General features: G+C 70.3%; 27 protein-coding genes and 3 pseudogenes. 15 read left to right on the top strand and 15 right to left on the bottom strand.

Going from position 1 to position 26,018, the window contains the following annotated elements:
- Positions 1 to 5: 5 nt before the first annotated feature.
- Positions 6 to 2,348, bottom strand: coding sequence for a 4-hydroxythreonine-4-phosphate dehydrogenase PdxA (gene pdxA, locus AB0B64_RS37875; protein WP_358183751.1), 2,343 nt, complete (start codon positions 2,346 to 2,348; stop codon positions 6 to 8).
- 359 nt (positions 2,349 to 2,707) lie between these two features.
- Between pdxA and AB0B64_RS37870 the strand changes: the two genes are divergently transcribed.
- From AB0B64_RS37870 to AB0B64_RS37830, 9 genes are read left to right on the top strand one after another with little or no spacing between them, the layout of a single operon-like run.
- Positions 2,708 to 4,234 (top strand): ABC transporter substrate-binding protein, encoded by a 1,527-nt coding sequence (locus AB0B64_RS37870; RefSeq protein WP_358183748.1) that lies wholly within the window; start codon positions 2,708 to 2,710, stop codon positions 4,232 to 4,234.
- A 3-nt stretch (positions 4,235 to 4,237) separates the two neighbouring features.
- Positions 4,238 to 5,173: an ABC transporter permease gene (locus AB0B64_RS37865; protein ID WP_357956532.1), complete on the top strand. Its 936-nt coding sequence runs from the start codon at positions 4,238 to 4,240 to the stop codon at positions 5,171 to 5,173.
- Complete coding sequence (locus tag AB0B64_RS37860) at positions 5,170 to 6,132, top strand: ABC transporter permease (RefSeq protein ID WP_357956530.1); 963 nt, start codon at positions 5,170 to 5,172, stop codon at positions 6,130 to 6,132. The genes AB0B64_RS37865 and AB0B64_RS37860 overlap by 4 nt, the downstream gene beginning before the upstream one ends.
- Positions 6,129 to 6,998 carry an ABC transporter ATP-binding protein gene (locus AB0B64_RS37855; protein ID WP_358183745.1) on the top strand — a complete coding sequence of 290 codons (870 nt, stop codon included), beginning with the start codon at positions 6,129 to 6,131 and terminating at the stop codon, positions 6,996 to 6,998. The genes AB0B64_RS37860 and AB0B64_RS37855 overlap by 4 nt, the downstream gene beginning before the upstream one ends.
- The gene (locus AB0B64_RS37850) at positions 6,995 to 7,858 is read left to right on the top strand and encodes an ABC transporter ATP-binding protein (RefSeq protein WP_358183742.1); all 864 of its coding nucleotides are present in this window, start codon (positions 6,995 to 6,997) and stop codon (positions 7,856 to 7,858) included. The genes AB0B64_RS37855 and AB0B64_RS37850 overlap by 4 nt, the downstream gene beginning before the upstream one ends.
- On the top strand, positions 7,855 to 8,814 hold the full coding sequence (locus AB0B64_RS37845) for an aldo/keto reductase (RefSeq protein WP_357956524.1): 960 nt from the start codon (positions 7,855 to 7,857) through the stop codon (positions 8,812 to 8,814). Before AB0B64_RS37850 ends, AB0B64_RS37845 begins: the two co-directional genes overlap by 4 nt.
- Positions 8,815 to 8,842: 28 nt before the next feature.
- Complete coding sequence (locus AB0B64_RS37840) at positions 8,843 to 9,643, top strand: aldolase/citrate lyase family protein (protein WP_357956522.1); 801 nt, start codon at positions 8,843 to 8,845, stop codon at positions 9,641 to 9,643.
- Complete coding sequence (locus AB0B64_RS37835) at positions 9,640 to 10,893, top strand: exo-alpha-sialidase (protein WP_358183739.1); 1,254 nt, start codon at positions 9,640 to 9,642, stop codon at positions 10,891 to 10,893. Before AB0B64_RS37840 ends, AB0B64_RS37835 begins: the two co-directional genes overlap by 4 nt.
- Position 10,894: 1 nt before the next feature.
- Positions 10,895 to 11,599 carry an SDR family oxidoreductase gene (locus AB0B64_RS37830; RefSeq protein ID WP_357956518.1) on the top strand — a complete coding sequence of 235 codons (705 nt, stop codon included), beginning with the start codon at positions 10,895 to 10,897 and terminating at the stop codon, positions 11,597 to 11,599.
- A gap of 20 nt (positions 11,600 to 11,619) precedes the next feature.
- On the opposite strand, the gene AB0B64_RS37825 is transcribed toward AB0B64_RS37830, so the two are convergent.
- From AB0B64_RS37825 to AB0B64_RS37790, 8 genes and pseudogenes are all read right to left on the bottom strand, one after another.
- The gene (locus tag AB0B64_RS37825) at positions 11,620 to 12,276 is read right to left on the bottom strand and encodes a pyridoxamine 5'-phosphate oxidase family protein (protein ID WP_358183736.1); all 657 of its coding nucleotides are present in this window, start codon (positions 12,274 to 12,276) and stop codon (positions 11,620 to 11,622) included.
- Positions 12,273 to 14,369 (bottom strand): glycosyl hydrolase family 65 protein, encoded by a 2,097-nt coding sequence (locus AB0B64_RS37820; protein ID WP_358183732.1) that lies wholly within the window; start codon positions 14,367 to 14,369, stop codon positions 12,273 to 12,275. The genes AB0B64_RS37825 and AB0B64_RS37820 overlap by 4 nt, the downstream gene beginning before the upstream one ends.
- The gene (locus tag AB0B64_RS37815; RefSeq protein ID WP_357956514.1) at positions 14,366 to 14,560 is read right to left on the bottom strand and encodes a hypothetical protein; all 195 of its coding nucleotides are present in this window, start codon (positions 14,558 to 14,560) and stop codon (positions 14,366 to 14,368) included. Before AB0B64_RS37815 ends, AB0B64_RS37820 begins: the two co-directional genes overlap by 4 nt.
- Before the next feature lie 5 nt (positions 14,561 to 14,565).
- Entirely contained in the window at positions 14,566 to 15,162 is a 597-nt protein-coding gene (locus AB0B64_RS37810; RefSeq protein ID WP_358183729.1) for a CBS domain-containing protein, read from the bottom strand.
- 2 nt (positions 15,163 to 15,164) lie between these two features.
- Positions 15,165 to 15,848, bottom strand: coding sequence for a CBS domain-containing protein (locus AB0B64_RS37805; RefSeq protein ID WP_357956510.1), 684 nt, complete (start codon positions 15,846 to 15,848; stop codon positions 15,165 to 15,167).
- A 147-nt stretch (positions 15,849 to 15,995) separates the two neighbouring features.
- Positions 15,996 to 16,898 carry a universal stress protein gene (locus tag AB0B64_RS37800; protein ID WP_357956508.1) on the bottom strand — a complete coding sequence of 301 codons (903 nt, stop codon included), beginning with the start codon at positions 16,896 to 16,898 and terminating at the stop codon, positions 15,996 to 15,998.
- Positions 16,895 to 17,326 carry a cation-transporting P-type ATPase gene (locus AB0B64_RS37795; protein ID WP_358183725.1) on the bottom strand — a complete coding sequence of 144 codons (432 nt, stop codon included), beginning with the start codon at positions 17,324 to 17,326 and terminating at the stop codon, positions 16,895 to 16,897. Before AB0B64_RS37795 ends, AB0B64_RS37800 begins: the two co-directional genes overlap by 4 nt.
- An 11-nt stretch (positions 17,327 to 17,337) precedes the next feature.
- Positions 17,338 to 17,520: pseudogene (locus AB0B64_RS37790) on the bottom strand (hydrolase); the annotation flags it as partial.
- Between the two features lie 126 nt (positions 17,521 to 17,646).
- Here AB0B64_RS37790 and AB0B64_RS37785 point away from each other — a divergent pair.
- From AB0B64_RS37785 to AB0B64_RS37770, 4 genes and pseudogenes are all read left to right on the top strand, one after another.
- Positions 17,647 to 18,489, top strand: coding sequence for a universal stress protein (locus AB0B64_RS37785; RefSeq protein WP_358183722.1), 843 nt, complete (start codon positions 17,647 to 17,649; stop codon positions 18,487 to 18,489).
- 111 nt (positions 18,490 to 18,600) lie between these two features.
- Complete coding sequence (locus tag AB0B64_RS37780) at positions 18,601 to 19,125, top strand: hypothetical protein (protein ID WP_357956502.1); 525 nt, start codon at positions 18,601 to 18,603, stop codon at positions 19,123 to 19,125.
- Positions 19,126 to 19,135: 10 nt separating this feature from the next.
- Positions 19,136 to 19,291: pseudogene (locus AB0B64_RS37775) on the top strand (universal stress protein); the annotation flags it as partial.
- On the top strand, positions 19,285 to 19,431 hold the full coding sequence (locus tag AB0B64_RS37770) for a hypothetical protein (RefSeq protein WP_358183719.1): 147 nt from the start codon (positions 19,285 to 19,287) through the stop codon (positions 19,429 to 19,431). The pseudogene AB0B64_RS37775 and the gene AB0B64_RS37770, both read left to right, overlap by 7 nt.
- Positions 19,432 to 19,489: 58 nt before the next feature.
- Here the strand turns inward: AB0B64_RS37770 and AB0B64_RS37765 are convergent.
- The 6 genes and pseudogenes from AB0B64_RS37765 to AB0B64_RS37740 form a co-directional block, all read right to left on the bottom strand.
- A pseudogene (locus tag AB0B64_RS37765) lies at positions 19,490 to 19,742 on the bottom strand (LuxR C-terminal-related transcriptional regulator); the annotation flags it as partial.
- A 118-nt stretch (positions 19,743 to 19,860) separates the two neighbouring features.
- The gene (locus AB0B64_RS37760) at positions 19,861 to 21,372 is read right to left on the bottom strand and encodes a nitrilase-related carbon-nitrogen hydrolase (protein ID WP_358183716.1); all 1,512 of its coding nucleotides are present in this window, start codon (positions 21,370 to 21,372) and stop codon (positions 19,861 to 19,863) included.
- A gap of 104 nt (positions 21,373 to 21,476) precedes the next feature.
- The gene (locus AB0B64_RS37755; RefSeq protein WP_358183713.1) at positions 21,477 to 22,139 is read right to left on the bottom strand and encodes a response regulator transcription factor; all 663 of its coding nucleotides are present in this window, start codon (positions 22,137 to 22,139) and stop codon (positions 21,477 to 21,479) included.
- A gap of 4 nt (positions 22,140 to 22,143) precedes the next feature.
- Positions 22,144 to 23,259: a histidine kinase gene (locus tag AB0B64_RS37750; RefSeq protein WP_358183710.1), complete on the bottom strand. Its 1,116-nt coding sequence runs from the start codon at positions 23,257 to 23,259 to the stop codon at positions 22,144 to 22,146.
- 102 nt (positions 23,260 to 23,361) lie between these two features.
- The gene (locus AB0B64_RS37745; RefSeq protein WP_358183707.1) at positions 23,362 to 23,520 is read right to left on the bottom strand and encodes a hypothetical protein; all 159 of its coding nucleotides are present in this window, start codon (positions 23,518 to 23,520) and stop codon (positions 23,362 to 23,364) included.
- Positions 23,521 to 23,671: 151 nt separating this feature from the next.
- Positions 23,672 to 24,388: an SDR family oxidoreductase gene (locus AB0B64_RS37740; protein WP_358183704.1), complete on the bottom strand. Its 717-nt coding sequence runs from the start codon at positions 24,386 to 24,388 to the stop codon at positions 23,672 to 23,674.
- Positions 24,389 to 24,587: 199 nt separating this feature from the next.
- Between AB0B64_RS37740 and AB0B64_RS37735 the strand changes: the two genes are divergently transcribed.
- On the top strand, positions 24,588 to 25,142 hold the full coding sequence (locus tag AB0B64_RS37735) for a sigma-70 family RNA polymerase sigma factor (RefSeq protein ID WP_357956484.1): 555 nt from the start codon (positions 24,588 to 24,590) through the stop codon (positions 25,140 to 25,142).
- Entirely contained in the window at positions 25,142 to 25,981 is an 840-nt protein-coding gene (locus AB0B64_RS37730; protein ID WP_358183701.1) for a hypothetical protein, read from the top strand. Before AB0B64_RS37735 ends, AB0B64_RS37730 begins: the two co-directional genes overlap by 1 nt.
- Positions 25,982 to 26,018: the final 37 nt, after the last annotated feature.

Here is a 26,018-nt window from a genome sequence, read left to right as displayed (position 1 = left end):
CCTGGTCAGCTCGCCGGACTGGGAGACATCTGGGCGGCTTGCCGCAGCGCCTCGATCATGCTACCGACCTCAGCGATGCCCTTCCCCGCGATGTCGAAGGCGGTTCCGTGATCCACGGACGTGCGGATCACGGGCAGGCCCACGGTGATGTTCACCCCGGCCTCGATACCCAGGATCTTCACCGGGCCGTGTCCCTGGTCGTGGTACATCGCCACGATCAGGTCGTAGTCACCGCGTCCCGCGACGAAGAACGCCGTGTCGGCGGGCAACGGCCCCTGCACGTCGATCCCGTCGGCCTTCAGGACTTCGATGGCGGGAACGATCTTCTCGGCCTCCTCGCCGTAGCCGAACAGGCCGTTCTCGCCGGCGTGCGGATTGATGCCGCACACTCCGATGCGCGGGTTCTCGATCCCGGCCCGCTGGAGCGCCTCATGACCTCGGCGGACGGTCCGCTCCACCAGGCCGGGTTCGATCTTCGCGATGGCGTCGATCAGCCCGATGTGCGTGGTGACGTGGATGACCCGGATCTTCGGCGAGGACAGCATCATGGACACCTCGCCGGTCTCGGTCAGGTGCGCGAGGAGTTCGGTGTGGCCGGGGAAGATGTAGCCGCCCGCGTGCAGGGCCTCCTTGTTCAGCGGCGCCGTGCAGATCGCCTGCACCTCCCCGGCCATCGCCAGCTCGCTGGCCACCCGGACATAGTGGTACGCGGCCGCCCCCGCCACGGGGGAGATCTTCCCCCAGGGCAGGTCCTCCGGCAGGAGCCCCAGGTCGATGACGTTGAGGCGGCCCGGCTGGAACACGGCGTCGGCCACTGTGTCGATCGCGACGATCTCGGTGTCGATCCCGAGGATGCCGGCCGCCTGGCGCAGCCGTACGGCGTCGCCGATGACGACGGGACGGCAGAGTGCGGCGGTGCCGGCGTCTTGGAGGGCGCCGACGATGACTTCCGGACCCACACCGGCACCGTCACCCATGGTGACGGCGATGATCGGAGTGGCCGCGGTGCGAGGCTGTCGGCTGACGCCGGCAGTGCTGATGCTCACTTCGGGACCTTTCGCTTGGTTCTGGGAGCTTTCGCGTTGGGAGAGAGTGGGGTTAAGGGAATCGAGGGAGTACGGGGCCAGGGTCCTGACGATCTCGACGAGCGAGTCGGCCTCCCCGAAGCTGCCCGGGCGGGTGACCACGGAACGGCCGTCGACCGTCCGGGAGTGGACGGCACCCGGGTGCACCTGCCCGACCGGGGTCAGTTCCCGCACCTGGAGGGCGTCCAGGACGCGCCGGGCGGTCTCGCCGCCGGTCAGGACGAGGTCCACCGGACTCTCGTACGCGCGCACCGCGTCCGCGACGGCCTCGGCCAGCCGGCTCGCGATGTCACGGGAGGCCGCAGGGAGGACGACGCCGGCGGAGTCGAGGTGCGCCACGACCGCTCGGTCGCCGAGGGGAATACGGGGGAGGGGTTCGCGGCCGTCGGGTGTGCCGAGGAGGGCCGTCAGAGGCAGGGCCACGGGCACGGCTCCGGCCTCGATCAGCCGGCGCACCTGTTCGGCCGCGACCGGCTCGGCACTGCCCACCACGACGAGCGGCGCCGGGCAGCCCACGCCACCGTGCCCTGGAACAAGCGGATGCTCCCCGGCAGCCGGGCCGAGACTCCGCAGATGGCGCCCGAGCGCGTCGGCGAGCCCGCCGGAGCCGACCAGCCGTACTGACGGCACGGCCAGCGCGGCACGCAGGACGGCGTCCAGATCCTGATCCGTCTCCGCGTCGCACAGCGCGATATGCGCATCCCGCGCGCAGGAGGCGATCGCCTCGGAAAGACGATCCGATCGCACGGTCGCGAGGTCCAGCACGCGGGCCGGGAGCGGCGCCAGAGCCGCCTCGACCGATGTCGGAGCCGGGACACCGTCCACCGCCCAGGCGTTCGCCTGGTGGAGGGGGGCATCGGCCACGTACAGCACGCCGCCGCGTACCACCCGATCCAGGCCGGGCAGCGCGGGAGCGACGACGACGGCGGCGCCGGGCGTCGTGAGCGCGGCCACCTCCGCCGCTACGTTGCCGCGCAGCAGAGAGTCGATCTTCTTGAAGATCAGCCGCGGCCGCCCGGCGGAGGCCGCGGCGACCGTGGAACGCACCGCCGCGGCGGCGTCGGCGGGCTGCCGATGCCGGGAGTCGGTGTCGACGACAAGGATGTCGGCGAGTTCGCGCTCGCCGCGCACGGCGTCATGGGTGAGAAGAATCCTCGTGCGTGTTCCGCGCATCATGACTCGTGCTGCGGACTCGGCTGCCCCCGACAGGTCGTCGGCCACGATGAGGACACCGTGCGCGGCCGTGCTGGGATTGGGCCTCAAGGAACCCCCGATGTGATTGATCTTTGCAGGTCAGAAGGACTCTCGCGGCGTTCGCGAACCCATATGCGCGATCCGCTTCTGAGCGAGGCGGACGCGTCGCCGTATCCTTCGTCTTGACTGGATGATGTCACAGCTTGCACAAAATGCGCTAGGCCCCTTGCGCGAAATGCGCAGTCGTGTAATGGTGCAGCAACGTCGTTGTGACGTGGGAAACATCCGGTCCTGGCAGACGGCCGCTGCTGAGCGGCGTACCACTGCGGACGGTTCAGAAAGCGAGAAGCCCAGTGACTCATCCCGGAAGCGGCCCCCAGTTCTCCCGTCGCAGTCTTCTCCGTCTCGGCGCTCTCACGGGTGCGGCCATGACCCTGAGTCCCCTCGCCGCCTGCGCGGGACCGGGGAGTGCGCCCGGCGTGGGCTCCAGCGGTGGGCCCGCCGGCGGCTCCGGCATCACCTTGGCGCTCAACCGCTCGCTCGTGTCGCTGGACAACAAGCTCAACCAGTTCGATGCCGCCGTCACCGTCCAGCGCGGCGTCCGTCAGGCGCTGACCTTCATCGACCCGAAGCTCACCGTGCAGCACGTCCTGGCCGAGCGGTTCGAGCTGACGGCCCCCACCGAGTGGACGGTCAAGCTGCGCGACGGCGTCCGCTACTCCGACGGCAGCCCGGTCACGGTCCAAGACGTCGCAACCGCGCTCGAGATGTACCAGAAGGTGCCCGGATCGTTCCTGGCCGGCCTCTTCCCTGAGTGGCCGACGGTCACTCCCGTCGACGCCGCCACCTTCAAGCTCGTCACCAAGCATCCGGTGCCGACACTCGACTACCTGATGGCGAACATCCTCATCACCCCCGCCGCCGCCAACAAACCGGAGGAACTCCAGGGCGGTGTGGGATCGGGCCCTTACGTCGTCACCGCCGCGAACCGGGGCACCGGCGAGTACACGCTGCAGGTGAACGAGAAGTACTGGGGCCCGGCGCCCGCGATCAAGACCGTACAGGTCAGGTTCCTGCCGGAGGAGGCGAACCGCGTCGTCGCGCTGCGCAGCGGCGAGGTCGACGTGATCGACGCGATCTCCCCCGATGCGATCAGCCAGCTGTCGGGGCTGGGTGACGTGGAGGTGCAGCAGGTGCCGAGCACGCGGATCACGCAGCTCTTCTACAACTTCCGCAAGCCCGCCGGGCACCCGCTCGCCGACCCGCGCGTACGTGAGGCGCTGAGCTACGCCATCAACGGCCCGTCCCTGATCAAGGACGTCTTCGCCGATTCGGTCTCCCCCGCTCGGGGCGTGGTGGCCGACACCCTGACCGGCGCGGTCCAGACGGGCGAATACGTCTACAACCCGCAGAAGGCCAAGCAGATGCTCGACGCCGCCGGAGTGAAGGATCTCAAGATCAAGATCATTTGGGAGACCGGAGAGTTCGCCAACGACACGAGCGTCATGGAGGCGGTGGTGGAGATGCTCAAGGCCGTCGGCGTGCAGGCCGAACTCCAGCAGTTCCAGCCGGGCGGCGACATCTCCAAGTGGCGGCAGGGACGGGGCGGCGACTGGGACGTCCTCGGCAACGGCTACCCCGGCCCGACCGGGCTGGCGCTGACGCCGCTGCAGGGCATGTTCGCCGGCACGAAGGAAAAGGAGGCCACCCGCGACACCTACCAGGGCTACGTGTTCCCCAAGATCGCCGCCTTGCTGGAGAAGGCCTCGCAGGAAACCGACAAGGCCGCCCGGGAGAGCATCCTCGCCACCGCCCAGAAGGAGATCTGGAACACCTGGCCCTGCATGTGGGCCTTCGTCCCCAAGACCGTCATCGCCCGGCGCAAGCGCGTGGAGAACGTGCTGCTCAGCCCCACCAACTCCTACGAACTCGCTTCCGTGCGACTGAATGGATGAATCGTGGTTCGCTATGTTGCGCAGCGTGTCGGGCAGAGCATCCTGGCGATTTTCCTGACCGTCTCCACGGTGTTCGTCCTCGTACGGCTGGCACCAGGGGATCCGGCGGCCGCCTACGCCAGCCCGCTGGCCACCACGGCTGAGCTCGACCGCATCCGCGCCCAGTTCGGCCTGGACAAACCGCTCATACAGCAGTACGGGATCTTCGTCCAGGACCTGTTCCACGGCAACCTGGGCACGTCCTTCTCCTTCCAGGCCCCCGCTCTGGACGTCGTCCTCAGCCGCATGCCGTACACGATCATGCTCGCCGTGTCCGCCATCCTGTTCGCCGCGGTCGTGGCCATCCCGGCCGGTGTCTGGATGGCCAGGCACGCCGACACCGCCCGCGAGCTGGGGGCCAACGTGGCCATGATCGCCGGGCAGTCCATGCCGGAGTTCTGGAGCGGCATCATGCTGCTGACCATCTTCGCCGTGCTCGTCCCCGTGCTCCCGGCATCCGGTTTCACCAGCTGGGCCGGCCTCGTCCTGCCCACCGTGACCGTCGGCATCCTGCAGATCGCGCTGATCTCCCGCCTGGTGCGCCGGGAGATGGGAGCGGGCTTCGCGGCGCCCTATTTGACGATCGCCCGCGCCCGCGGCATCTCCGAACGCGGCCTGACCTGGCGCTACGCCATGGGCAACTCGGCCGTCCCGGTGGTGACCGCGCTCGGCACCCGCTTCGCCGCCATGCTCAACGGCGTGGTGGTGGTCGAGGTCGTCTTCGCCTGGCCAGGTGTCGGATCGCTCGTCGTACGCGCGCTGGAGACCAGGGACTACCCGCTGATCCAGGCGACCGTCCTGGTCACGGCCGTCCTGACGGTGCTCGTCCAGCTCCTCATCGACCTCACCTACCCGCTGCTCGACCCGCGGGTACGACTCGGGAAGGCGGTGGCCTCATGACCGCCACGACAGTCGGCCCCGCCGACGGCTCCGGCAGCCGGGACACCGCGGCGCCCGCCACGCGGCCCAGCGCGGTGACCGCCAAGGATCTCGCCCGATCCGCGGCGGCCCGCCGCCGCAAGAGCGCGCGGCTGAAGATATGGGTCGGCTCGGTGGCCGTGGCCCTTGTCGTCCTGCCCGTCGCCTTGGCCGGCCTCCTGCCGATTCCCGGACCGGACGCGCAGAGCCTCAGCCTGCGTCGCCTGCCGCCCCTGACCGACGGGCACCTGTTCGGAACCGACCAGCTCGGCAGGGACCTGCTCTCCCGGGTCCTGCACGGCGGCCAGGTCTCGCTCACCGTCGGCGTGCTGGCCATCCTCGTGTCCGGCGTCATCGGCCTCATCGCCGGCGCGGCGGCCGGCTTCTTCGGCGGCTGGGTCGACACCGTGGTCTCCCGCCTGCTGGAAGCGCAGCTGTCGCTGCCTCTGCTGTTGATGCTGCTGCTCGTCGTCGCGCTCTTCGGCCCGTCCATTCCGGTCATCACCTTCGTGATCGCCTTCGCGCAGTGGCCGGAGGTGGCCCGCCTGACGCGTTCCCTGGTGCTCGTCGAGCGGGAGAAACCGTACGTGGCCGCGGCCCGGGTGCTCGGCCTGCATCGCATCACCACCCTGCTCCGGCACGTGCTGCCCAACGTGGTCAAGCAGGCCTCGCTCGTGATCCTGCTGCTGCTGGCCCAGGCCGTGCTGCTGGAGAGCGCGCTGAGCTATCTGGGCGCCGGTCCGCAGCGCCCGTTCGCCACGTGGGGCCGCATCATCGCCGACGGCCAGGACTACATCACGACGTCGTGGTGGCTGGTCACGCTGCCCGGACTGGTCATCGTGCTGCTCGTCGTCGGTGTCAACCTGCTCGGAGACGGCCTGCGGGACCGCGCTCGCCGGCGCAAGGGCCCGCAGACGGAAGGGAAGGTGAGCCGGGCATGACAGCCGAGTTCGACGAGGCCGACCGCCCCCTGCTGGAGGTCGAGGACCTGCAGATCGAGCTGATGACCGAGGCCGGCATCGTCCGCGCCGTCGACGGCGTCAGCTTCCTCATCCGCCAGGGCGAAACCGTGACGATCATCGGCGAGTCGGGATCCGGCAAGTCCACCACGGCCATGGGCATCCTGCGGCTGCTCCCCCCGGAGCTGGCGGTCCTGTCCGGCACGGCCCGCTTCCAGGGAGTCGACGTCATCGCCGACCCGCGCGCGGTACGCGAGGTACGCGGGCGTACCGTCTCCCTCATCCCGCAGGATCCGATGACGGCGCTCAGCCCCGTCCACACCATCGGGCAGCAGCTGCGTGAGGCCGTACGGCTGCGGCACCGCGGCCTGTCCAGGACGGAGACCGTCTCGCGGTCCGTCGAGCTGCTGGCCCGGATGCACATCCCGGACCCTGCGTCCCAGCTGGGCAAGTATCCGCATCAGCTGTCGGGCGGCATGCTGCAGCGCGTGCTCATCGCGATCGCGCTCGCCGGATCGCCCGTCCTGCTCGTCGCCGACGAACCCACCTCCGCCCTGGACGTCACCGTTCAGGCCGGCATCCTCGGCCTGCTGCTCGAAGTGCAGGAGAACACCGGTATCGGCATCCTCATGATCACTCACGACATCGGCGTGGCCCGGCTCGTCTCGGACCGCATCCATGTCATGAAGGACGGCCGATTCGTCGAGTCCGGTGAGGCCGAACAGATCGTCAACGCGCCCCGCGACCCGTACACCAGGAAGTTGCTGGCGGCGGTCCCACGGCTCGGCCCGTGGGACGAGGACGGCGAGTCTCCGGACGCGCCCATAGCGCTGGGAGAGTCCCGATGACCGATGACACGTTGCTCGAGGTCGACGGCCTGGTCGTGGATTATCCCGTCGCCCACGGCGTGTTCCGCGCGGTCGACGACGTCAGCTTCAGCGTCCGGCGGGGCGGCACTCTGGCCATCGTGGGGGAGTCGGGCTGCGGCAAGTCCACGATCGCCCGGTCGATCGTCCGGCTGGTCAAGCCCACCGCGGGGCGCATCGTGGTGGGTGGCACCGATATCGCCCGGCTGAGCGAGAAGCGGCTGCGCCCCATGCGTAACCGGGTGCAGATGATCTTCCAGGACCCGTACGGATCGCTCGACCCGCACCTGTCCGCGCAGGAGATCGTCGCCGAACCGCTGCGCGTGCGCGGAATGCGCGACAAACGCGCGCGGGCCAAGGAGGCGGCCACGCTCATCGACCAGGTCGGCCTGCCGGCCACGGCCCTGGAGCGCCGCCCGCCGGAGTTCTCCGGTGGCCAGCGCCAGCGCATCGGCATCGCCAGAGCCCTCGCCTCCAAGCCCGACCTGCTGGTCTGCGACGAGGCGACGAGCGCGCTGGACGTGTCCGTGCAGGCGCAGGTCCTCGCCCTGCTGATGAAGATCCAGGCCGAGACCGGCCTCACCTATGTCGTGATCTCCCACAACCTCGGTGTGGTCAGGGAGATCAGCGAGGAGATCATCGTCATGAGCAAGGGGCGGCTGGTCGAGTCCGGCCCGACCCGCAAGGTGCTGGCCGCACCGGCCGACCCCTACACCCGCGCCCTGCGCAGGGCCGCGCTGGATCCGACCGCGATCCAGGGACGTAAGCCGCGCGAGCTGGTGCGGGCCTCGTCCACCACGCAGCTGCCCGCACCACCCGTTCAGCGAGGAACCGATCAATGACATCACCCGTCCGGCTGTCCCAGTTGGTCTTGGGGACCATGACGTTCGGTGACACGGCCGACGCGAAAGAGGCCGAGCGCATGCTGGACCTGGCGCTCGAGTCCGGCATCACCGGTGTGGACACCGCGAACGCCTACGCGGGCGGCGCGACCGAATCCATCCTCGGGCCACTGCTCGCCACCCGGCGCGACCGGATCGTCCTCGCCACCAAGGCCGGCATGCCCCATCCGGACGCGGGCGATCACGCTCCGTTGTCCGCCCGAGGGTTGCGCGCGAGCCTCGAAGGCAGCCTGCGCCGCCTGAACGTCGACCATGTCGACCTGTTCTACCTGCATCAGCCCGACCGCCGTACGCCGCTGGCCGAGACGCTCGGCGTCATCGCCGAGTTCGTCGCCGAGGGCAAGATCGGCGCGCTCGGCGTCTCCAACTACGCGGCCTGGCAGATCGCGGAGATCAACCACACCGCCGACGCCGTCGGCGCGCCGCGGCCGGTCGTCGCCCAGCAGCTGTACAACCTCCTGGCCCGCAGGGTAGAGGAGGAATACCTGGAGTTCGCGCGGAGCACCGGCCTGACGACCATGGTCTACAACCCGCTCGGCGGGGGCCTGCTCACCGGGCGTCACACCTTCGAGCAGGACCCCGCCGCCGGCCGCTTCGGCGACTCCAAGCTGGCGCCCATGTACCGGCAGCGCTACTGGAACGGGGCGCTGTTCGAGGCCGTCACCACCCTCGGCGAGATCGCCGCGCAGTCGGGCCTGTCCCTCATCGAGTTGTCCCTGCGGTGGCTGCTGCATCGCGACGGCGTGGGGGCCGTCCTGCTCGGCGGTTCCAAGGCCGAACACCTGCGCGCGAACATCGCGACCGCTGCGGCCGGACCGCTTCCCGAGGACGTCGTGGCAGCCTGTGACCGCGTGGGCGCGGCACTGCGCGGCCCCATGCCCGCCTACAACCGATGAGAGCCGACTACCGAGGAGAGCGCCAGCAGTGAGCATCACCGACTTCACCGCCAGGATCCGGGCCAGGCAACCCGCACTGGGCTACTGGTCCGTCCTCGATTCGCCGGTGTCCACTGAGCGCATCGCGCGCCTCGGCTACGACTACGTGTGCCTGGACGCCCAGCACGGACTGCTGGGCTACTCGGGTCTGCTGAACAGCCTGACGGCGATCGACGCGGGCGGCGTGTCCGCAGGCATGGTCAGGGTTGAGGCGAACGATGCCGCCCGCATCGGCCGAGCCCTCGACGCGGGCGCCGCGGGCGTCATCGTGCCGCTCATCGACACCGCCGACGACGCCGCCGCGGCCGTCTCCGCGACCCGCTATCCGCCGAAGGGGCGCCGCTCGTACGGGCCGATGCGCTCGGCGCTGCGCATCGGACCGCGCCCCGCCGACAGCGACGCCACCGTGCTGGTCCTCGCCATGATCGAGACGGCACAGGGTCTGGCGAACATCGACGCGATCTGCGCCACCCCCGGCCTGGACGGCGTCTACGTCGGCCCGTCCGATCTGGCCCTGGCCCTGGGCGCCGCCTTCCCCGGTGACCCCGCGATCGCCGCCCGGTTCGAGGACGCGCTGGTCACGGTGCGCGAAGCCGCCAAGTCCGCCGGTATCGCGGCCGGTATCCACACACCCGACGGCGGGAGCGCCGCCAAGCGCCTGGCCGAGGGATACACCTTCGCGTCCATCGCGTCGGACCTCGTCCACCTCGAACTGGTGGCCAAATCCCACCTGACCGACGCCCGAGCCCAGTCTTCTCGCGGAGACCAGTCTTTCCAAGGAGAATCGTGAGCGAGCCCCAGCCCGCCGTCGCCGACCTGCCCATGGACGGCGTGATCCGCGTACACGACGCCGATCCGGACCGCCACGAGGCGTACCTGATCGCGCCCGCCGTGCAGAACCACGCGGCCAACATCATGGCGCTGGGCAACGGCGATCTCGGTTGCGTGTGGTTCGGCGGCACGCAGGAAGGCGTCGCTGACATCTCCATCTGGTTCTCCCGGCTGGAGAAGGGGGCGGAGGCCTGGTCCGCGCCGACGCGGCTGTCCGACGATCTGACGCGTTCCGAGCAGAACCCCGTCCTGTTCCCCACTCCCGCCGACGAGCTGTGGCTGCTGTACACGGCCCAGCGCGCCGGCAACCAGGACACCGCCGAGGTCCGCTGCCGCATCTCGCGGGACGACGGTCACACCTGGGGTCCCGTACGTACCCTTTTCCCCGCCACGAGCCGCGGTGGCGTCTTCGTCCGGCAGCCCGTGCTCGTGCTGCCGTCCGGCCGATGGCTGCTGCCCGTCTTCAACTGCGTCACCACACCGGGCAAGCGCTGGGTCGGCGACCGTGACACCAGCTCTCTCATGATCTCCGACGACGAGGGGCGGACCTGGCGCGAACAGCCGGTCCCCGAGAGCACCGGCTGCGTCCACATGAACATCCACCTGCTGGCCGACGGCACGCTGCTCGCGCTGTTCCGCAGCCGCTGGGCGGATGCGATCTACGCGAGCCGGTCGGCGGACGCGGGCGAGACCTGGAGCGCTCCCGCCGCCACCGAACTGCCCAACAACAATTCCTCCATCCAGTACGTCACACTGAGCGACGACCGGCTGGCACTGGTGTTCAACGCCAGCAGCGCGGCCGACGCCGTCGAGCGCCGGGTGTCGCTGTACGACGAGATCGACGACGACGGGCTCGCCGCCACCCCGGCGGGTCCGACCGGCGAAGAACCGGCGCCTGCCGGGCGCGAAGAGCCGGCAGTCGTCGGGGGCGATGAGCGGACCGCGTTCTGGGGCGCCCCGCGTGCGCCCATGACCCTCGCACTGTCCGCGGACGGAGGTCGCACGTGGCCGATCCGCCGCGATCTCGAAGTCGGCGACGGCTACTGCCTGACCAACAACTCTCGGGACGGACTCAACCGGGAGTTCTCCTACCCCTCCATCCAGGAAACCGCCGACGGTGACCTGCACATCGTCTTCACCTACCACCGCCGCGTCATCAAGTACGTCCGGGTACGACCCGAATGGGCCGCCCGTACCGAAGGGCTCTGAGGTGTCGACGCACGCGGACGAGCCACAGCACGCGGTGGTGACCGGGGCCAGCTCCGGCATCGGCCAGGCCATCGCCGCGCGCCTGCTCTCCGAGGGCTGGAGAGTCACCGGGATGAGCCGCACCCGCCCTCCGGAGTACGAGCGGGACACGCCGGCCTACTCGTGGATCCAGACCGACCTGACCGACCTCGACCAGCTGGCCGACACGTCGGCCTCGGTGGGCGCCGTCGACGCCGTCGTCCACGCGGCCGGCCTGCAGCGCTCCGCGCCGCTCGGCGGTCTGTCGGCACAGGACGGCGCCCTCATGTGGCGGGTCCACGTCGAGGCGGCGACCGTTCTGGTGAACGCCCTCGTCGGCGCGATCCGCCCCGGTGGCCGCGTCGTGCTCATCGGAAGCCGCACGATGGCGGGCGCGGCGGGCAAGAGCCAGTACGCGGCGACCAAGGCCGCGCTCGCGGGCTTGTCCCGTTCGTGGGCCATGGAGCTGGCTCCGCGTGGCATCACCGTCAACGTGGTCGCCCCCGGGCCGACCGACACCCCCATGCTGCGAGACCCCGGACGCGCCGCCACCCCGCCACGGGTTCCGCCGCTGGGCCGGTTCATCCGGCCCGAGGAGGTGGCGGGGCTGACGGCTTTCCTGCTCGGCCCGGAAGGAGGGGCGATCACCGGCCAGCACCTCGTGATGTGCGGCGGCGCGTCACTATGAACCTTCCTGGAGCGTGACCGTCAAAGGTGGTGGATGCGGCGGCCCGTGATCTGGTGCGGGACGATGCGGATGTACAGGGGCCGCTCGCCGCCCGCCCACGGGGTGACGTCGGAATCGGTGACCTCCGACAGTTCGTCGGGGGATATGTGGTGGGCCGGGCCCTGGATCAGGACGCTCCATCCCTCGCGCTGGGCGTCGTCGATCCGGTCCACTTCGAACCCGACCTTGATCTCCACGCCTTCCACACCCGTGCGCAGGTCCTGGTCCATGGGGCCGCCTGGCGCGGTGCGGAAGACGATGAAGCCGTGGTGGAGTCTGTAGTTGACGGGCAGCACGGTCGGGCCGTGGGAGCCGCTGAAGGCCACCCGGCCGATGCCGCCGGGCTCGATCAGCTTGAGGCATTCTTCGGGGTCCAGGCTCTCCAGCGTCGGAGCCCCCGCGGCGCGGCCACGGCCGGGAGGCCGATCGACGCCGCCGCCGAGGAGGTCGTCGACGGTGGTCTCCAAGGCTCCGGCCAGGCGGTACATGGTTTCGGCGGTGGGTGTGCCGGGGCGTTCCTCCAGGTACTGGAGGTAGCCGGGGGACATCTCCGCGCGTTCGGCGACCTGGTCGACGGTCAGGCCGAGTCGCACGCGGTGATAGGTGATGCGACGTCCGAGGTCGCCGGTGCTTGTCATGATGGTTTCTCCTTGCCGTCTGGCGAAAGGTTCGCTGGAAAGGTCAGGCTTTCCACGCCGTTGATATGGGCCTGCCGATGATCGGCGTCGATGAGGAGCTGATGCCCGCGGAAGCGGATCGACAGCGACAGGACGCCGAGCCGGTCGGGCAGGAGCGGGTTGAGGTGCAGGCCGTCGGGCCGCGGTTCCAGGCCCAGGTAGCAGCGCTGCAGCAGGTCGAGCGTGCCGGCCATGGCGCCGAGGTGGATGCCCTCCGCGGTGGTGCCGCCTTGGATGTCGTTGATGTCGCCGAACAGCGCCTCGGCGAAGAACTGCCAGGAGCGGGCCCGGTCGGAGCGGGAGAGCACCCAGGCGTGTACGACGGCGCTGAGGGTGGAGCCGTGGCTGGTGCGGTCGAGGCGGCGCACGCCCCGGTAGCGGGCCCAGTCCAGCTCCAGCAGGTCGGGGTAGCCGGTGAACTGGCTGATCACGCCGTCGTGGAAGTCGACCCGCATGCGGCGGGTGATGTCGTCCCAGCGGGCCCGTTCCTGCTCGGAGGCCGTGGGTTCGGGCAGCAGGTCAAGGGTGTCTCGGGCGCGCGACAGGAGCCACACGGTCATGATGTTGGTGTAGGCGTTGTTGGCCAGGCCGGGCGAGGAAGCACCCGGGTAGCGCTCGTGATACTCGTCGGGTCCCATGACGCCGCGGATCTCGTACCGTCCCGACGCGGGGTCGAGCACGGTCAGTGAGGCGAAGAACCTGGCGATCTCGATCAGCAGCTCCGCGCACCACGGCGGCATGAAGCCGGTCGCCAGGTAGTACTGCCACACGTTGTAGGCGATGGCCGGCCCGATGTGCCGCTGCAGATGGGAGCCGTCGGGCAGCCAGCGTCCCGAGGCGGGGTTGAGGTGCAGCGTCTGGGTCTCCTCGCGTCCGTCGCTGCCGCTCTGCCAGGGGAACATCGCCCCGTCATACCCGGCGTCCCGCGCCGCCGCCCGGGCCTCGGGCAGCCGCCGCCACCGGTAGCGCAGCAGGCCGAGCGAGATCTCAGGGAAGCGCAGGTTCAGCCAGGGCAGCACGAACAGCTCGTCCCAGAACACATGCCCGCGATAGGCCTCGCCGTGCAACCCGCGGGCGGGCACGCCCACGTCCAGGTCCGCGGTGTGCGGGGAGAGAGTCTGCAGCAGGTGGAAGACGTGGAGGTGAACGAGCTGCGAGAGCTCCGGCTCGGCCACCTCCAGCCGGGCGTCCCGCCACAGGCGCTCCCAGGCCGCTACATGCCGGGCGAGAAGTTCATCGAACCGCGGAGCCCGGCGTACGGCACGGATCGCCGCGGAGCGGGCGTCGTGGACGGCGCTGTCGCGCGAGGTCACCAAGGCCACGGTCTTGGTCAGTGTGGCCGATTCGCCCCGCGCGAGGTCGAGCACGTGATGGGTGGCGATCCGGTCCCCTTCGCGGATCACCTCGCGGGCGGGGGAGACGGTGTCGGTACGGCAGGCGAGCGCCACGATGATCCGGGAGGAGCGCGTGGTGGCGGTCAGCCAGATCAGACCGTTCCGGTCGCCGGTGTCATGGCCGGTGAGATGGTCGCCCCGCAGCTCGCGGTAGCGCGCCACGCCGCTGTTGGTCACCCGGCCGTCCAGGGTGGCGCGAATGCGAAGCGGGCCGGACCAGTTCTCGGCGGTGAAGGTGGTCTCCAGGGCGGCCAGACGCGGGTCGGCCATGGAGACCAGCCGGCGTTGCCGTACCGCGGTGACGCGGCCCGACTCATCGCGCCAGCGCAGCGCCCGGTGCAGGATCCCCTGGCGCATGTCGAGCTCCTGCCGGTAGTCCAGCAGCTCGGCCCGCTCAGGGCGGAACCACGCCGAACCGGGGGTGGCGAAGGTGACAGGCAGCCAGTCGGGCAGGTTGACCAGATCCTCGTTGGTCACCGTCCGCCCCGCGACGGTGGAGTCCAGGTAGCAACCCGCGACGTAGGTGCCCGGCGTCCGCAGCTCACCGTCAGGGGTCGCGCCGCGTGTGGCGAACCGGCCGTTGCCCAGCGTGCACAGCGCCTCGCGCAATCCCTCGGAAGCCGGATCGAAACCCTCGTAGGACAGGACCCATGGGTTCATGGCGGGCTCGCGGGGGCACCGCCCCACATCGGGACTTCGAGGACGTCGCCGTGCTTCCAGGTGAGCTCGCCGTGGACGGGCATGCCGCTGACGGCTTTGCCGATGAGCAGGTCGGCGAAGGTGCGGAAGCAGGCCTGCTGGTTGACGGCGGCCACGTCGGTGGTCATCACGTCCTGGACGGTCATTCTCATGACGATCACCTCAGGTGCCTGACCCGGATGATGCCCGGCACGGTGCGGGCCAGCACGTCGGCGATATGGTCGGCGTGCTCGTGGGGCGGCCCGCTCAGCTGCGCCACGCCGTCGCGGACGGCGACGTCCCAGCTGGGGCCGAAGGGGTAGTGCTCGCGCAGCGCGGCGATCACGTCCGTGCGCAGCCGCTCGTCCGAACGGGCGAGCATCGCCATCAGGTCGCGGCGGCTGAGCATGCCGACGATCCGATCTCCCCGTACGACGGGCAGGCTCTTGATCCGCTCGCCGACCATCAGGGCGATGGCCTTGGTGACGTCGGTGGTCTCGGTCACCGTGACGATCTCGCGGGTCATGACCTCCATGACCCGGCGGGGCGGCGGTTCGGCGGACGGGCCGACGGGCCGTAGCGAGGCGCGGGGGTCGGGCTCGAACTCGCCGCGCAGCAGGTCGAGCTCGCTGACGACGCCGACCAGGTGGTCGGTGTCGTCGGTGACAGGGGCCGCGGTGATGTCATGGTCGTGCAGCGACCGGATGGCCTGCCGTACCGGGTCGGTGCGGCGGACGGTGATGGCCGGGCTGCTCATGACCTCGCGTACGAGCATGGCTATCTGGCCTCCCACGTGGAGTCGTCGTGCTTCCAGGTGAGCTCGTCGATGACGTCGACCACGCCGTTGACCCGGCCGGTCATTCGTACGGCGATCGCGGTCTCGGTCTTACGGTCCATCTGGCCGCTCAGCGTCACCACGCCATGGCGTACCTGGACGACGACGGCGGAGGTGTCCACCCACAGCCCTCGGTCGAGGATGTCCTCGCGCACCTCGGCGGCGATGTCGTCGTCGGAGCGCAGGAACAGCTTGATCAGGTCGCGGCGGGAGACGATGCCGACCGGCCGGCCGTCCTGGTCGACGACGGCGAGCCGCTTGACGTCGTGGGCGTCCATCAGCCGGGCGGCGGAGACGGCCGGGGCCTGGGGCGAGATGGTGATCGGCGGGCTGGTCATCAGCTCGGCCGCGGTGTCACCGGCGGCCTTCTTCCTGCCTTTGGGGTGGCGCAGCCGGGCGCGCAGCGGCGGCTGGTAGCCCTCCCGGTAGAACTGCTCACGGAACTCCTCCTTGCGCAGCAGGTCGGCCTCCGACACCATGCCGATGACGTGGCCGTCGTCGTCGATGACCGGGACGGCGCTGATGCCGCCGGCGATCAGGGTCTCGGCGATGTCCTTGAACGGGGTTCTCGCGGTGACCGTGACGACCTTGTCGGTCATCACGTCGGCGACGGTCCTGCGCTTCACGGCTCAGCCCTTCTCGTCGGCTGTTCTTGTACTTTCATCACAGCTCCGACTGTGGTGCGCCTGGTAGGGCCGTAAGTCCCGACGGCGATGGTCGTTGGTCAGTGCGGGCTGCGCGGCGGGCCGACATGCCGGCATGAGGACCGGGGTTCATCCCGGTGGGAACAGCGGTCTCAGATTGGCGGTGGGGGTCACCGCGACCGGGCACCAGGCTTCGAGCAGCGCGGTCTGGGTGACCGGTCCCAGCAGAAGGCAGGCGGGTGACTCGTTTCCCCGGTTGCCGAGCACGAGGAGCGTGGCGTCCTTGGCCGCGTCGATCAGCGCGCGCTGGGGCCGCTCGGTCACGAAGTCCGCCGTGACCGGTACATCGGGGTGCCTGCGCGCCAGCTGGGACGTGACCTCATAAAAGCGGGCTTCCGCTCCCTGGCGCAGCGCGTGCGAATCCACGAAGGGAAGCGGCTCCTGCCACGACGATGATCGGCATTCTCTCCAGCAGCACAGGGCCGTCAGGGAGCCGCCGCGCAGCGCGGCCTCGTCCAGAGCGAGATCGAAGGCCGCCAGGCTCGCGGGTGAGCCGTCGATGCCGACAACGATCCGGACGTCCTGGCCGCTCGGTCGCGGGAGGGGCCGTACGACGACGACCGGCCTGACACTGTGCGCGGGCACCTGCACGGCGGCCGACCCCACCTGAAGGCCGTCGAACCCGCCCCGCCCGCGAGCCCCGAGCACGGTCATCTCCGCCTCGCGCGTGGCCTCCAGGAGCACGGCCGAGGGGGTACCTCTCCCCAGCAGCGGCTGGGCCTCCACCTCCGGAGCCAGGGCTCGGGCACGGTGGACGCCCTCGTCCACGACGGCGAGGGCGACTTGCTCGATCTGCGTCAGGACCTCCTGTGCGACAGGCCTGAGCACATAGGGCCAGTGCAAAGCATGACAGACCAGTACGGGTAGCCCACGCAGCCGCGCCTCTTCGACCGCCCAGCGCAGCGCCTCATGGCTCCCAGGCGAATCGTCGTAGCCGACCAGAATGGGCCGACCAGCGTATCGATCGCTCATCGCCGCCTCCTGGAAGTCCGTCCATGCCGCATGAGCTTCCCCGCCGCCGATGAGATGAGACCCATAGACGATGAAACTCTTGGCCCTGTCTCGCTCGCCTTGGACGAGGCGGTCGGTCGCACGGCGGTGACCTTGAATTCGGGGCGCGACCCCAGACGCCGCCGACGGGAGGGGTGGAGGATCCGATCAAGCCGGACGGCGGCGTAGCCGAGGGTGGACAGCGCGGTGACGATCAGCAGGTCGCCCAGGGGCAGTGGTTCGGTGCCGAGCAGTTCGCGTAGCGGCGGCATGTACAGTCCGGCGAGCTGCAGGGCGAACGCGCCGGCGACGGCGAGTAGCGGATCGCGAAGCTGGGCGAGCACCCGCCGCCACAACGGAACGGGCGGCTTCTGCGGGAGCAGGTTGGCCCCATCCCGCTCCAGACGCACGGCCGCCTCCGCCGCCGACGGCCGTCGACGTAGCGCGGGTAGTCGGCCCGGATGTCGAACGGGGTGGAACGGCCGTGCAAGAAGGCATCGAACACGTGCTTCCACGCGGCCGCGTGCACGCGGGCGGTGTCGGTGACCACACCGTCGGTGTCGAAGACGACGGCACGGAGCCCGGTCAGGTCGATGGTGGCCATGCCATCGACGCTACGCACCCGTCACCTGGGCAAACAGGGTCCTTCGGTCCTGTCCGGCGGACTTCCGGCCCTATGACAACGCTCCGCGAATGGGTCGGATGGAGAGGTGACGAAGGAGGACAGATCATGATCATCGTAGGTGTGGATGGCTCGATGACCGCGCGGGCCGCAGTGGAATGGGCGGTCAACGACGCTCTGCGGATGAGAGAGCCGCTGCGGATCGTGCACGCCGTGGACCGCTCGCCGTATCAGATCGGCAGGTTCCCCAACGCCGCGCTGCCCGACACGCTGCTGCGCGAGGGGCATCGGATCCTGCGCGAAGCCCTGGCCCTGGCCCGCGAGCGCCAGCCCGACGTCGAGGTCACGACGCGGGACATCGAGGGCGCGCCCGCTGAGGTGCTGCGCGAACAGGCCAAGGAGGCGACCGAGATCGTGCTCGGCAGCCGCGGGCTCGGCGGGTTCGCCGGCGCCTTGCTGGGTTCGGTCAACACGCATGTGGCGGGTCACGTGGACTGCCCCGTCGTGGTCGTACGCGGTGATCACCAGCCGGTTCATGGGGAGATCGTGGTCGGCGTGGACGACTCGCCCGCGTGCGAGCCCGCGCTGGCCTACGCCTTCCGGCAGGCCGAGCTGCGGGGGGCCGCACTGAGGGTGGTGCACGCCTGGCAGTTGCCGGTGCATGCGTACGCGCCCGGAGTGCCGTACGAAATGGACGAAATCCGCACCGCGCAGCACCAGATCGTCCGCGACCGGGTGGGAACCTTCACGAAGGGCTACCCGCGGGTGACGGTCGTTGAGGACGTCCAGCCGGCGCAGCCGGTGGAAGCGCTCACCGACGCCTCCGCCGGAGCCGACCTGCTGGTGGTGGGCTCGCACGGTCACAGCACGGTGGGCGCGATGCTGCTCGGCTCGGTCAGCCGCGGTGTCCTGCACCACACCCGTTGCCCGGTGGCGGTGGTACGCGCGTAGGGGGTTCGAGGGGACCAAGGTCCTCAAGCTGTGGGTCGTACGGCACTGCCCCGGAAAGAGGGCACGCGGTGTGCTTTGGAGGTGACGAGAACGCGCTGAAAGGGGATCATCATGGCCACCACCGTCAACAGACCCGTCTTAGAGACCGGCCCTCCCACCGCACACCGCCCCGTCGACTACGTTTGGGCGATCACCCGAATCTCGATCGGGTGGATCTTCCTGTGGGCGTTCCTGGACAAGACCTTCGGCTGGGGCTTCGCCACTCCGGCCGGCAAGGCCTGGATCTCCGGTGGCAGCCCGACGACCGGCTTCCTCAAAGGCACCGGAGAGAACGCGCTCGGCGGGTTCTTCAGCTCGCTGGCCGGCCAGCCATGGGTGGACTGGCTGTTCATGCTCGGCCTGCTCGGCATCGGCGCCGCGCTCATCCTGGGCGTGGGCACCCGGATCGCCGCGGTCACCGGCACGCTCATGCTGGTCCTGATGTGGGCCGCCGAACTGCCGCTGGCCAACAACCCGTTCCTGGACGAGCACCTCATCTACTCCATCGTCTTGGTCGGCCTGGCCTTGGCCAACGCCGGCGCCACACTCGGGCTGGGCACCCTGCCCATCGTCCGGCGTACCGCCTGGCTGAAGTAGCCGCGCACGGTTGATTCAGGCCTCACAGACGGCGGACCTGGTGGTGGTCGGCTCGCGCGGGCTGGACGCGTTCGCCTCCGCGGTGCTCGGGTCGGTCAGCCACGGCGTGCTGCACCACGTGACCTGCCCCGTCGCGGTCGTACGCCCGCGAGAGGAGCAGTGCTGAACGTCGAGTCTCTGACGGCGAAGCAGGTGCTGAGCCGGATCCTGGTGGCGATCAGGCCGGAGGAGTCGTCGCTGATGGCCTGGGAGCTGATGCGCCGGGGCGATTCGCGGCCGGCTTCGAGCCGAGCCCGGTGCGGATGACGATCCGCTCACCATCGAGGCAGAAGGTGACCGGCCTTGCGGGCGAGGCTGGTCACGGTCAGGGGCGAAAGTCCCGGGAATCGCGCTGATCCGCACGCAGCCGGGCGGCCAGTGCGGCGGCCTGGGTACGGCGTTGCATGCCGAGCTTGGACAGCAGGTCGGACACGTAGTTCTTGACCGTCTTCTCGGCCAGGAACATCCGCTCGCCGATCTGCCGGTTGGTCAGCCCCTCACCGATCAGGTCGAGGATGTGCCGTTCCTGCTCCGACAGCGTGGCCAGGGGGGTCCTTGCGGGCCGCCTGCTCGCGCAGCGGCGAGCTCACGCTCGGAAGGGAGTTTGGCCCCCGCCTGGATCTCCCCGGAGCGGATGTCGTGCTCGAGCTGGCGCGCGATGCGCTCGGTCAGGAGGCCTCGGTGGACCGCGACAGATCATCGCCCATCCGCGCCGGCAGGACGGTGGGCATGCACCGAGGATACAGGAGGGGCCGACGGCAACGGATCCGCTCGCCGTGGTGAAGCGGGGGAGGGGCGCAGGAATGCCCCGGACGCGAATATCGCGACCAGCAGGAGGGCGCAGATCCCGGCGAACCAGTCGCCGAGCCAGGTGTACAGGGTCGGCACCGCATGATCCGGCAGGTCCGCGGTCACCGACACGAAGGACGTGCCGGTGGTGCGCGCCTCGGCCAGGAGGCGGCCGTGCGGGTCGCTCACGGTCAAGGCGCCCTGCCGGGCCGCCCGTGCCACCGCGAGGCCGTTCTCGATGCCGCGCGTGATCGCCATCCGGCTGTGCAGCCACGCGTCGTCGCCGAAGTCCCAGGCGGGTACGAACAGCGCGCTCGCCCCGTCGCGCCGATAGTCGCGGACCAGGTCGGGGAAGTCGAGATCGAAGCAGATCGCGATCGCCCATCGCCGGCCGGAGCCGGGCACGAACGCCTTCGCCTGACCGGCCGTGAAATCGCTCTCCAGCCCAGGGACGAGGTGGCGTTTGACGTACTCGACGGGTCGTCCGCCATCCGCGGGGAAGTCGATGGCGGCGTTGTACTCGCGCCCGTCCCTCGTGAGGATCAGCCCCGCGACAATGTCGATGTGGTGGCCGGCGGCGAGCCGGGACAGCGGTCCGGCCAGCGACGGCAGGTCCGCCTCATCCACCCGGAACGTCTTCTCGGGCAGGACGACGACGTCGGCCCCGCGCTCGGCCAGGGCCGGGATGCGGCTCACATAGCCGGCCAGCAGGTCGCGTCCCTCGGGATCGGTCACCGCCACCGGGTCGATCGACCGGTCGGTGGCCAGCAGCGCCACCTTGACCGCCGCCCCGGCCTCGGCCGGTTGCAGCTGCCACCACCCGTAGCCCGCCACCAGGCCCGCGACCGTCGCGGCGGTCACGGCGACCCGCACCCGGCCGGCCGCACCGGGCCTCAGCAGGGCAGCGGCCGTGGCCGCGACGCCCATCAGCACGAACGTCACGCCCCATGCTCCGGTGGCCGAGGCGATCTGGATGACGGGAAGGACGTCGGCCTGGGTATAGGCCAGGCTCCACCAGGCGCCGTTCGGTGTGATCAGCGACAGCGCGTACTCGATGACGACCCACGCGGCCGGGACGACGCCGACGGCCATCAGCGGGTGCCCGCGCAGCGTCAGGCGCCGGTAGGCGATCACCACCAGACCGAACAGCAGCGCCGAGCCGACGAGCAGGAGCACGGCCATCGTCGGCGGGATCTGCACCGTGTTCAGGAAATATCCCCACATGGGGGTCTGGCCGCCGAGCCAGGCGAGGGACGCGGTGGCCAACGCCGTACGTGCCGAGCAGCGCGGCGCCAGGACAAGGACCGGGATCGGCGCGATCCACGTACACCAGGGCACCGGCCGCAAGCCGGTACCGAACAGGAACAGCGTGGCCGACAGCACCGCCGCGCCGATCAACCACCATCGTTGCGATCTCATCGAGCAGACTCCTCCGCCAGGGAAACTGCCTCGATACTCCGCATTGGCGCCCCGCGCCCACATCGGCGGCGAGAGTGAACTCCGCACTCCCTCTCAGGGACCGCTCAGGCGTCGCCGGCGACGACGAGTCCCGACTCGTAGGCGAACACGACCGCCTGCACCCGATCGCGCAGCCCCAGCTTCGTCAGGATCCTGCTGACATGGCTCTTCACGGTGTGCTCGCTGACGACCATCTCGCCGGCGATCTCCGCGTTGGACAGCCCCCGGGCCACCAGCCGCAGCGTCTCGGCCTCACGGCCGGTCAGCTCGGCGAGGCGGGCGGCCATCCGGGGAGCCACCCCATGGCCCGGCCGGAGGATCAGATCCTCGATCAGGCGTTTGGTCACCGTGGGCGCCAGCAGTGACTCTCCCGCCGCCACCACGCGCACCGCCGCGGCCAGTTCGTCGCGACGGATGTCCTTCAGCAGGAAACCGCTGGCCCCCGCGCGTAGCGCGTCGTAGACGTACTCGTCCAGATCGAACATGGTCAGCACCAGCACCTTGGCGGACGTCGTCGCGCAGATCCGCTCTGTCGCCTCGATCCCGCCCATGCCGGGCATCCGGGCGTCCATCAGCACGACGTCCGGGCGCAGCTCGGTGGCCGCCCGAACGGCCTGCGCGCCGTCGGCCGCCTCGCCGATGACGGTGATGTCGGCCTGGGCGTCGAGGATCATGGCGAAGCCGCCGCGGAACAGATCCTGATCGTCGGCCACGAGTACGCGGAGCATGGGCCTATCCAACCGGGAGCGAGGCCGCCACGACGAAGCCTTTCTCTCCCCGGCCGGCGCGCAGCGTCCCGCCACAGGCGGCGGCCCGTTCGCGCATCCCGATCAGGCCATGCCCCTCGGCGCCGCCGGCCGCGCCCTTGCCGTCGTCGGCCACGTCGACCGCCAGAACGCCCGGCGTCCAGCACAGTCGCACCTGCGCGGTGCGCGCGTCCGCGTGGCGCAGCACGTTCGTCAGCGCCTCCTGCACGATCCGGTACGCCGCGACGTCGACCTCGACGGGGATCGGCCGCGGCACGCCGTCGCTGGCCAAGGTCACCCGCAGCCCGGACCGGCCGGTCCGCTCGATGAGTTCCGGCAGGGCCGCGAGCCCCGGTTGCGGCTCCCGGTGATCGGTCTGGCCCGAACGCATCGTGCCGAGCAGGGTCCGCAGCTGGGCGATCGCGCCCCGGCCGGTGTCGGCGATCGTGTCGAAGGCGGCCTGCGCGCGGGCCGGATCGGCCTGGAGCATCAGCGGCCCGGCCTCGGCCTGGACGACGATGAGGCCGACCGAGTGAGTGAGGATGTCATGCATGTCCCGGGCGATGCGCGCCCGCTCGTGAGCCGCGGCGATGGCTCGCTCCCGCTCCAGCCGCAGAGCCCGTTCGGCCAGCTCGGCGGCCCGGGCGCGGCGGGCGCGGGCGCTGGTGCCCAGCGCGTACGCGGCGACGAACGCCGTACCGACCACGCGATAGGAGTCCAGTCCTTCCTGCGGCAGGGCGAGCGAGACGTACACCCCCGCGCCGATGACCGGAACGGCCGCCAGCCGCAGCAGCGGCGGGCTAAGCGCGGCGATGGTGTAGGTGCCCACCAGCGGCCCGTACGGCAGCATCGGCTTCTCCCACATCACCAGCGCCGTCATCGCCAGCCCGACCACGCAGGTCACCACGAGCGGTGCCCCGCGCCGCCACAGCACGGGCACCGAGGCCAGCACGGCCAGCGCCACCACCCACCACGGCTGTGCGGAGGGGACGAGCGCGGGACCGACGGTGGCCGCCGACACGGCGACCGTGATCGCGACGTCGACCACTCGTGGCGGCACGTCCGTCAACCGGCTGCGCAGCCGCTCAGTAAGTCCGGGCATCTCGCCCAGTATCGGGATCCAGGCCGCCCGGCGCATCCCTCCCACGACGGATAGCGCCGTTCACTCTCAGGAGCGACCGGCTGTCGGGGCGTCTCCCTAAGATCACGCGTACCCCGTCTCCTTGGCAGGCGAACCGGCCGGGCTCAGCACGCCGGGCAGCCGGCGGGCGCCCCGGTGGGCCGCGCTGCCGCCCCTACTGGCGGCGTTCTTCCGGACACTGCCCGCCGAGACGTACGCGATCGGCAGGAAGGTGGGGGTCACCGTGTTCGGCGGAAGTCGCTTCGTGCTCGGAGAAAGTGGCCTCCATGGCGAAGCTGGGAAAACACGTCCACGGCCCGGAGAACGCCCACACGGTGCTGTTCGGCTTGGGATTCTGAAGCGGCTCGGCGGGACCCGATACTGACCGCGTCTCTCACGCGCTGCCGATGCGGAGCGCTTCTTTCAGGAACACGCGGTAGACGCTGGGCGTCCCCTCGGTGGTGATGACCTCGACGATGGAGCGGACGTCGCGGTCGTCGACGGCCGCGCGGATGAGCGCGTCCGCGAGGTCACGACGTGAGGTGAACCGGCCGACCATCTGCGGTGGGCCGACGGTGTATCCGGTGATCGCGCTGCCGTCGAACAGTCCCGACGGGCGGATGACGGTCCAGTCGAGATCGGTCTGGGCCACGATCTGTTCCATGCGGGCGGCGTCCTCGTACAACGGGCGCCCCATCTTGATGAGCGTCGGCACGATCACCTTGCGGTAGATGAGGGTCTCGCCGGGCGGGGGTTTCATCGGCACGCCGGTAGAGGTCACGCAGACCAGGCGCCGGATGCCGTGCGCGGTCATGGCCGCGATGATGTGCCTGGCGGACTCGGAGAACGTGGTGGTGGCCTCGGAGCCGTAGGGGACGCCTAGCGTCGAGAGCACCGCGTCATGCCCGGCCACCACCCGACACACCGCCTCGGGGTCCAGGGCGTCCGCCTTCGCGACCTTCAGCGCGGGGGCGCCGAAGGGGAAGGTTTCCGGATGCCGGGTGACAGCGGTGACGGTGTGGCCCTCGGCGAGGGCTTGGGCGGTGGTGAGCCGTCCTGTCGGGCCGTTGGCCCCGAAGATCACGAGCTTCACGTACGTGGCGCCTCTCATGCGCTTTACGTGGATGGTGCCGAGGGTTTGACGCCATCCATATTCATTATAAGTAGCGTAAAGCACGCCATCGCCGTTCGGGACGTGGGGCGGGAGGTCGGACGTGCGGGACATCCAAATTCCCCGAAATCGGGGTGAAACTATCTGGCGGGTCCGGACAGGTACGGGGTGTCGGACCTATCGGATGAGAGAAGGCAGCGTGACCCACCAAGACCGCAAGCAGCGCTTCGAGGTGATCTACGTTGCCAACTATCCCGACATCCTTGCCTATGTTCGGCGGCGTACGGACTCCCACGAGGACGCCGCCGATGCACTCGCCGAGACGTTCGCCACGGCCTGGCGCCGCCTGGACGACATCCCCGAGGGGCGGGACGCGCGCCTGTGGCTGTTCGGCGTGGCCCGCCGCATGCTGGCCAACGGCCGTCGCGCCGAGTCGCGCCGCAGCGAGCTGGTGGAGCGGCTCGGTCACCAGCTCGCCGTGTGGGCGGAGCACACCGAGGACGGTGAGAGCCTGGCGGGCGTCCAGGAGGCGTTCGCGCGGTTGAGCCCCGACGACCGGGAGATCCTCGCGCTGGCCGGCTGGGAGGGCCTGGGCTCCGACGAGATCGCCACCGTCCTGGGCTGCTCGCGCGCCAACTCCCGGCTGCGGCTGCACCGGGCCCGCAAACGCCTGGCCAAGCACCTGGACACGGCCGGCGTCGACATGGCCCGCATCGGCTTGCGCGCCGTCGCGATGACGAAGGGGGTTATGTGATGCACGAGATCGACCGCCTGGTGGCCGGCATCGCGCCCGATCCCGGTCCCGGCACGACGCCGATCGCCAGGGAGCTACTGGAGGAGATCACCTCCGTCTCCGTCCCCGAGCAGCGCCGCCGCCGCAATTGGCTTGTCCTTCCACGGCCGCGCAGGTGGGCGGCCGGGCCGGTCCTGGCCGCGCTGGCGGCTCTGCTGTCCTTCGGCGTCGTTCAGGCGCCCGCCTCCGCGGCGCTCGACATCGAACTGGTGGACGACCACTACGTGATCACGGTGAAGGACCTGCTGGCCGAGCCCGAGGTGTACCAGCGCGAGCTCAGGGCCAGGGGCCTGGACATCACGCTCGACCTGGTGCCGACCTCCGCGAGCCTGACCGGCCAGATGATCGTGATCAACGACGTGGACCGGTTGAGATCCGGCGAACCGCTGCGCGGCGACGGCCCGATCACCACGATCGACGCCCTGGGGCCGTGCGAGCGGTTCTCCGGCTGCCCTGTCGGCCTGAAGGTGCCTGTCGACTTCGACAAGAAGGCCGAGATCAGTCTCGGCAGGCGGGCCCTGCCCGGCGAGAGGTACAAGATGCCGCCCGGCATCGCTCTGCCCGGCGAGCCGCTGCACTGCGTGGACTATGTCAACAAGAGCGTCGCCGAGATCTCGGCCCTGCTGCGCGAGCGGGGCGTCACGCCGTCGTACATCCAGTACGGCAAGCGCGCGGCCGCCGCCGCCCCCGGCGGCTGGTACGTGCACGACGGCGTCATGAGCGCCGACGGCCAGGCCCTCCTGCTGGTCGGCGCCGACCGCAGCACCCAGCCGAGCCCGATGCCGCCGTCCCGCTGCTGATCCCGGCCCGGTACTGAGAGCTTCCACCCGGGGCGCG

The sequence above is a fragment of the Nonomuraea sp. NPDC049129 genome (assembly GCF_040648495.1).
In the GTDB taxonomy this organism is placed as follows: Bacteria; Actinomycetota; Actinomycetes; order Streptosporangiales; family Streptosporangiaceae; genus Nonomuraea.
This window is presented reverse-complemented; position numbering and strand designations above follow the sequence as displayed.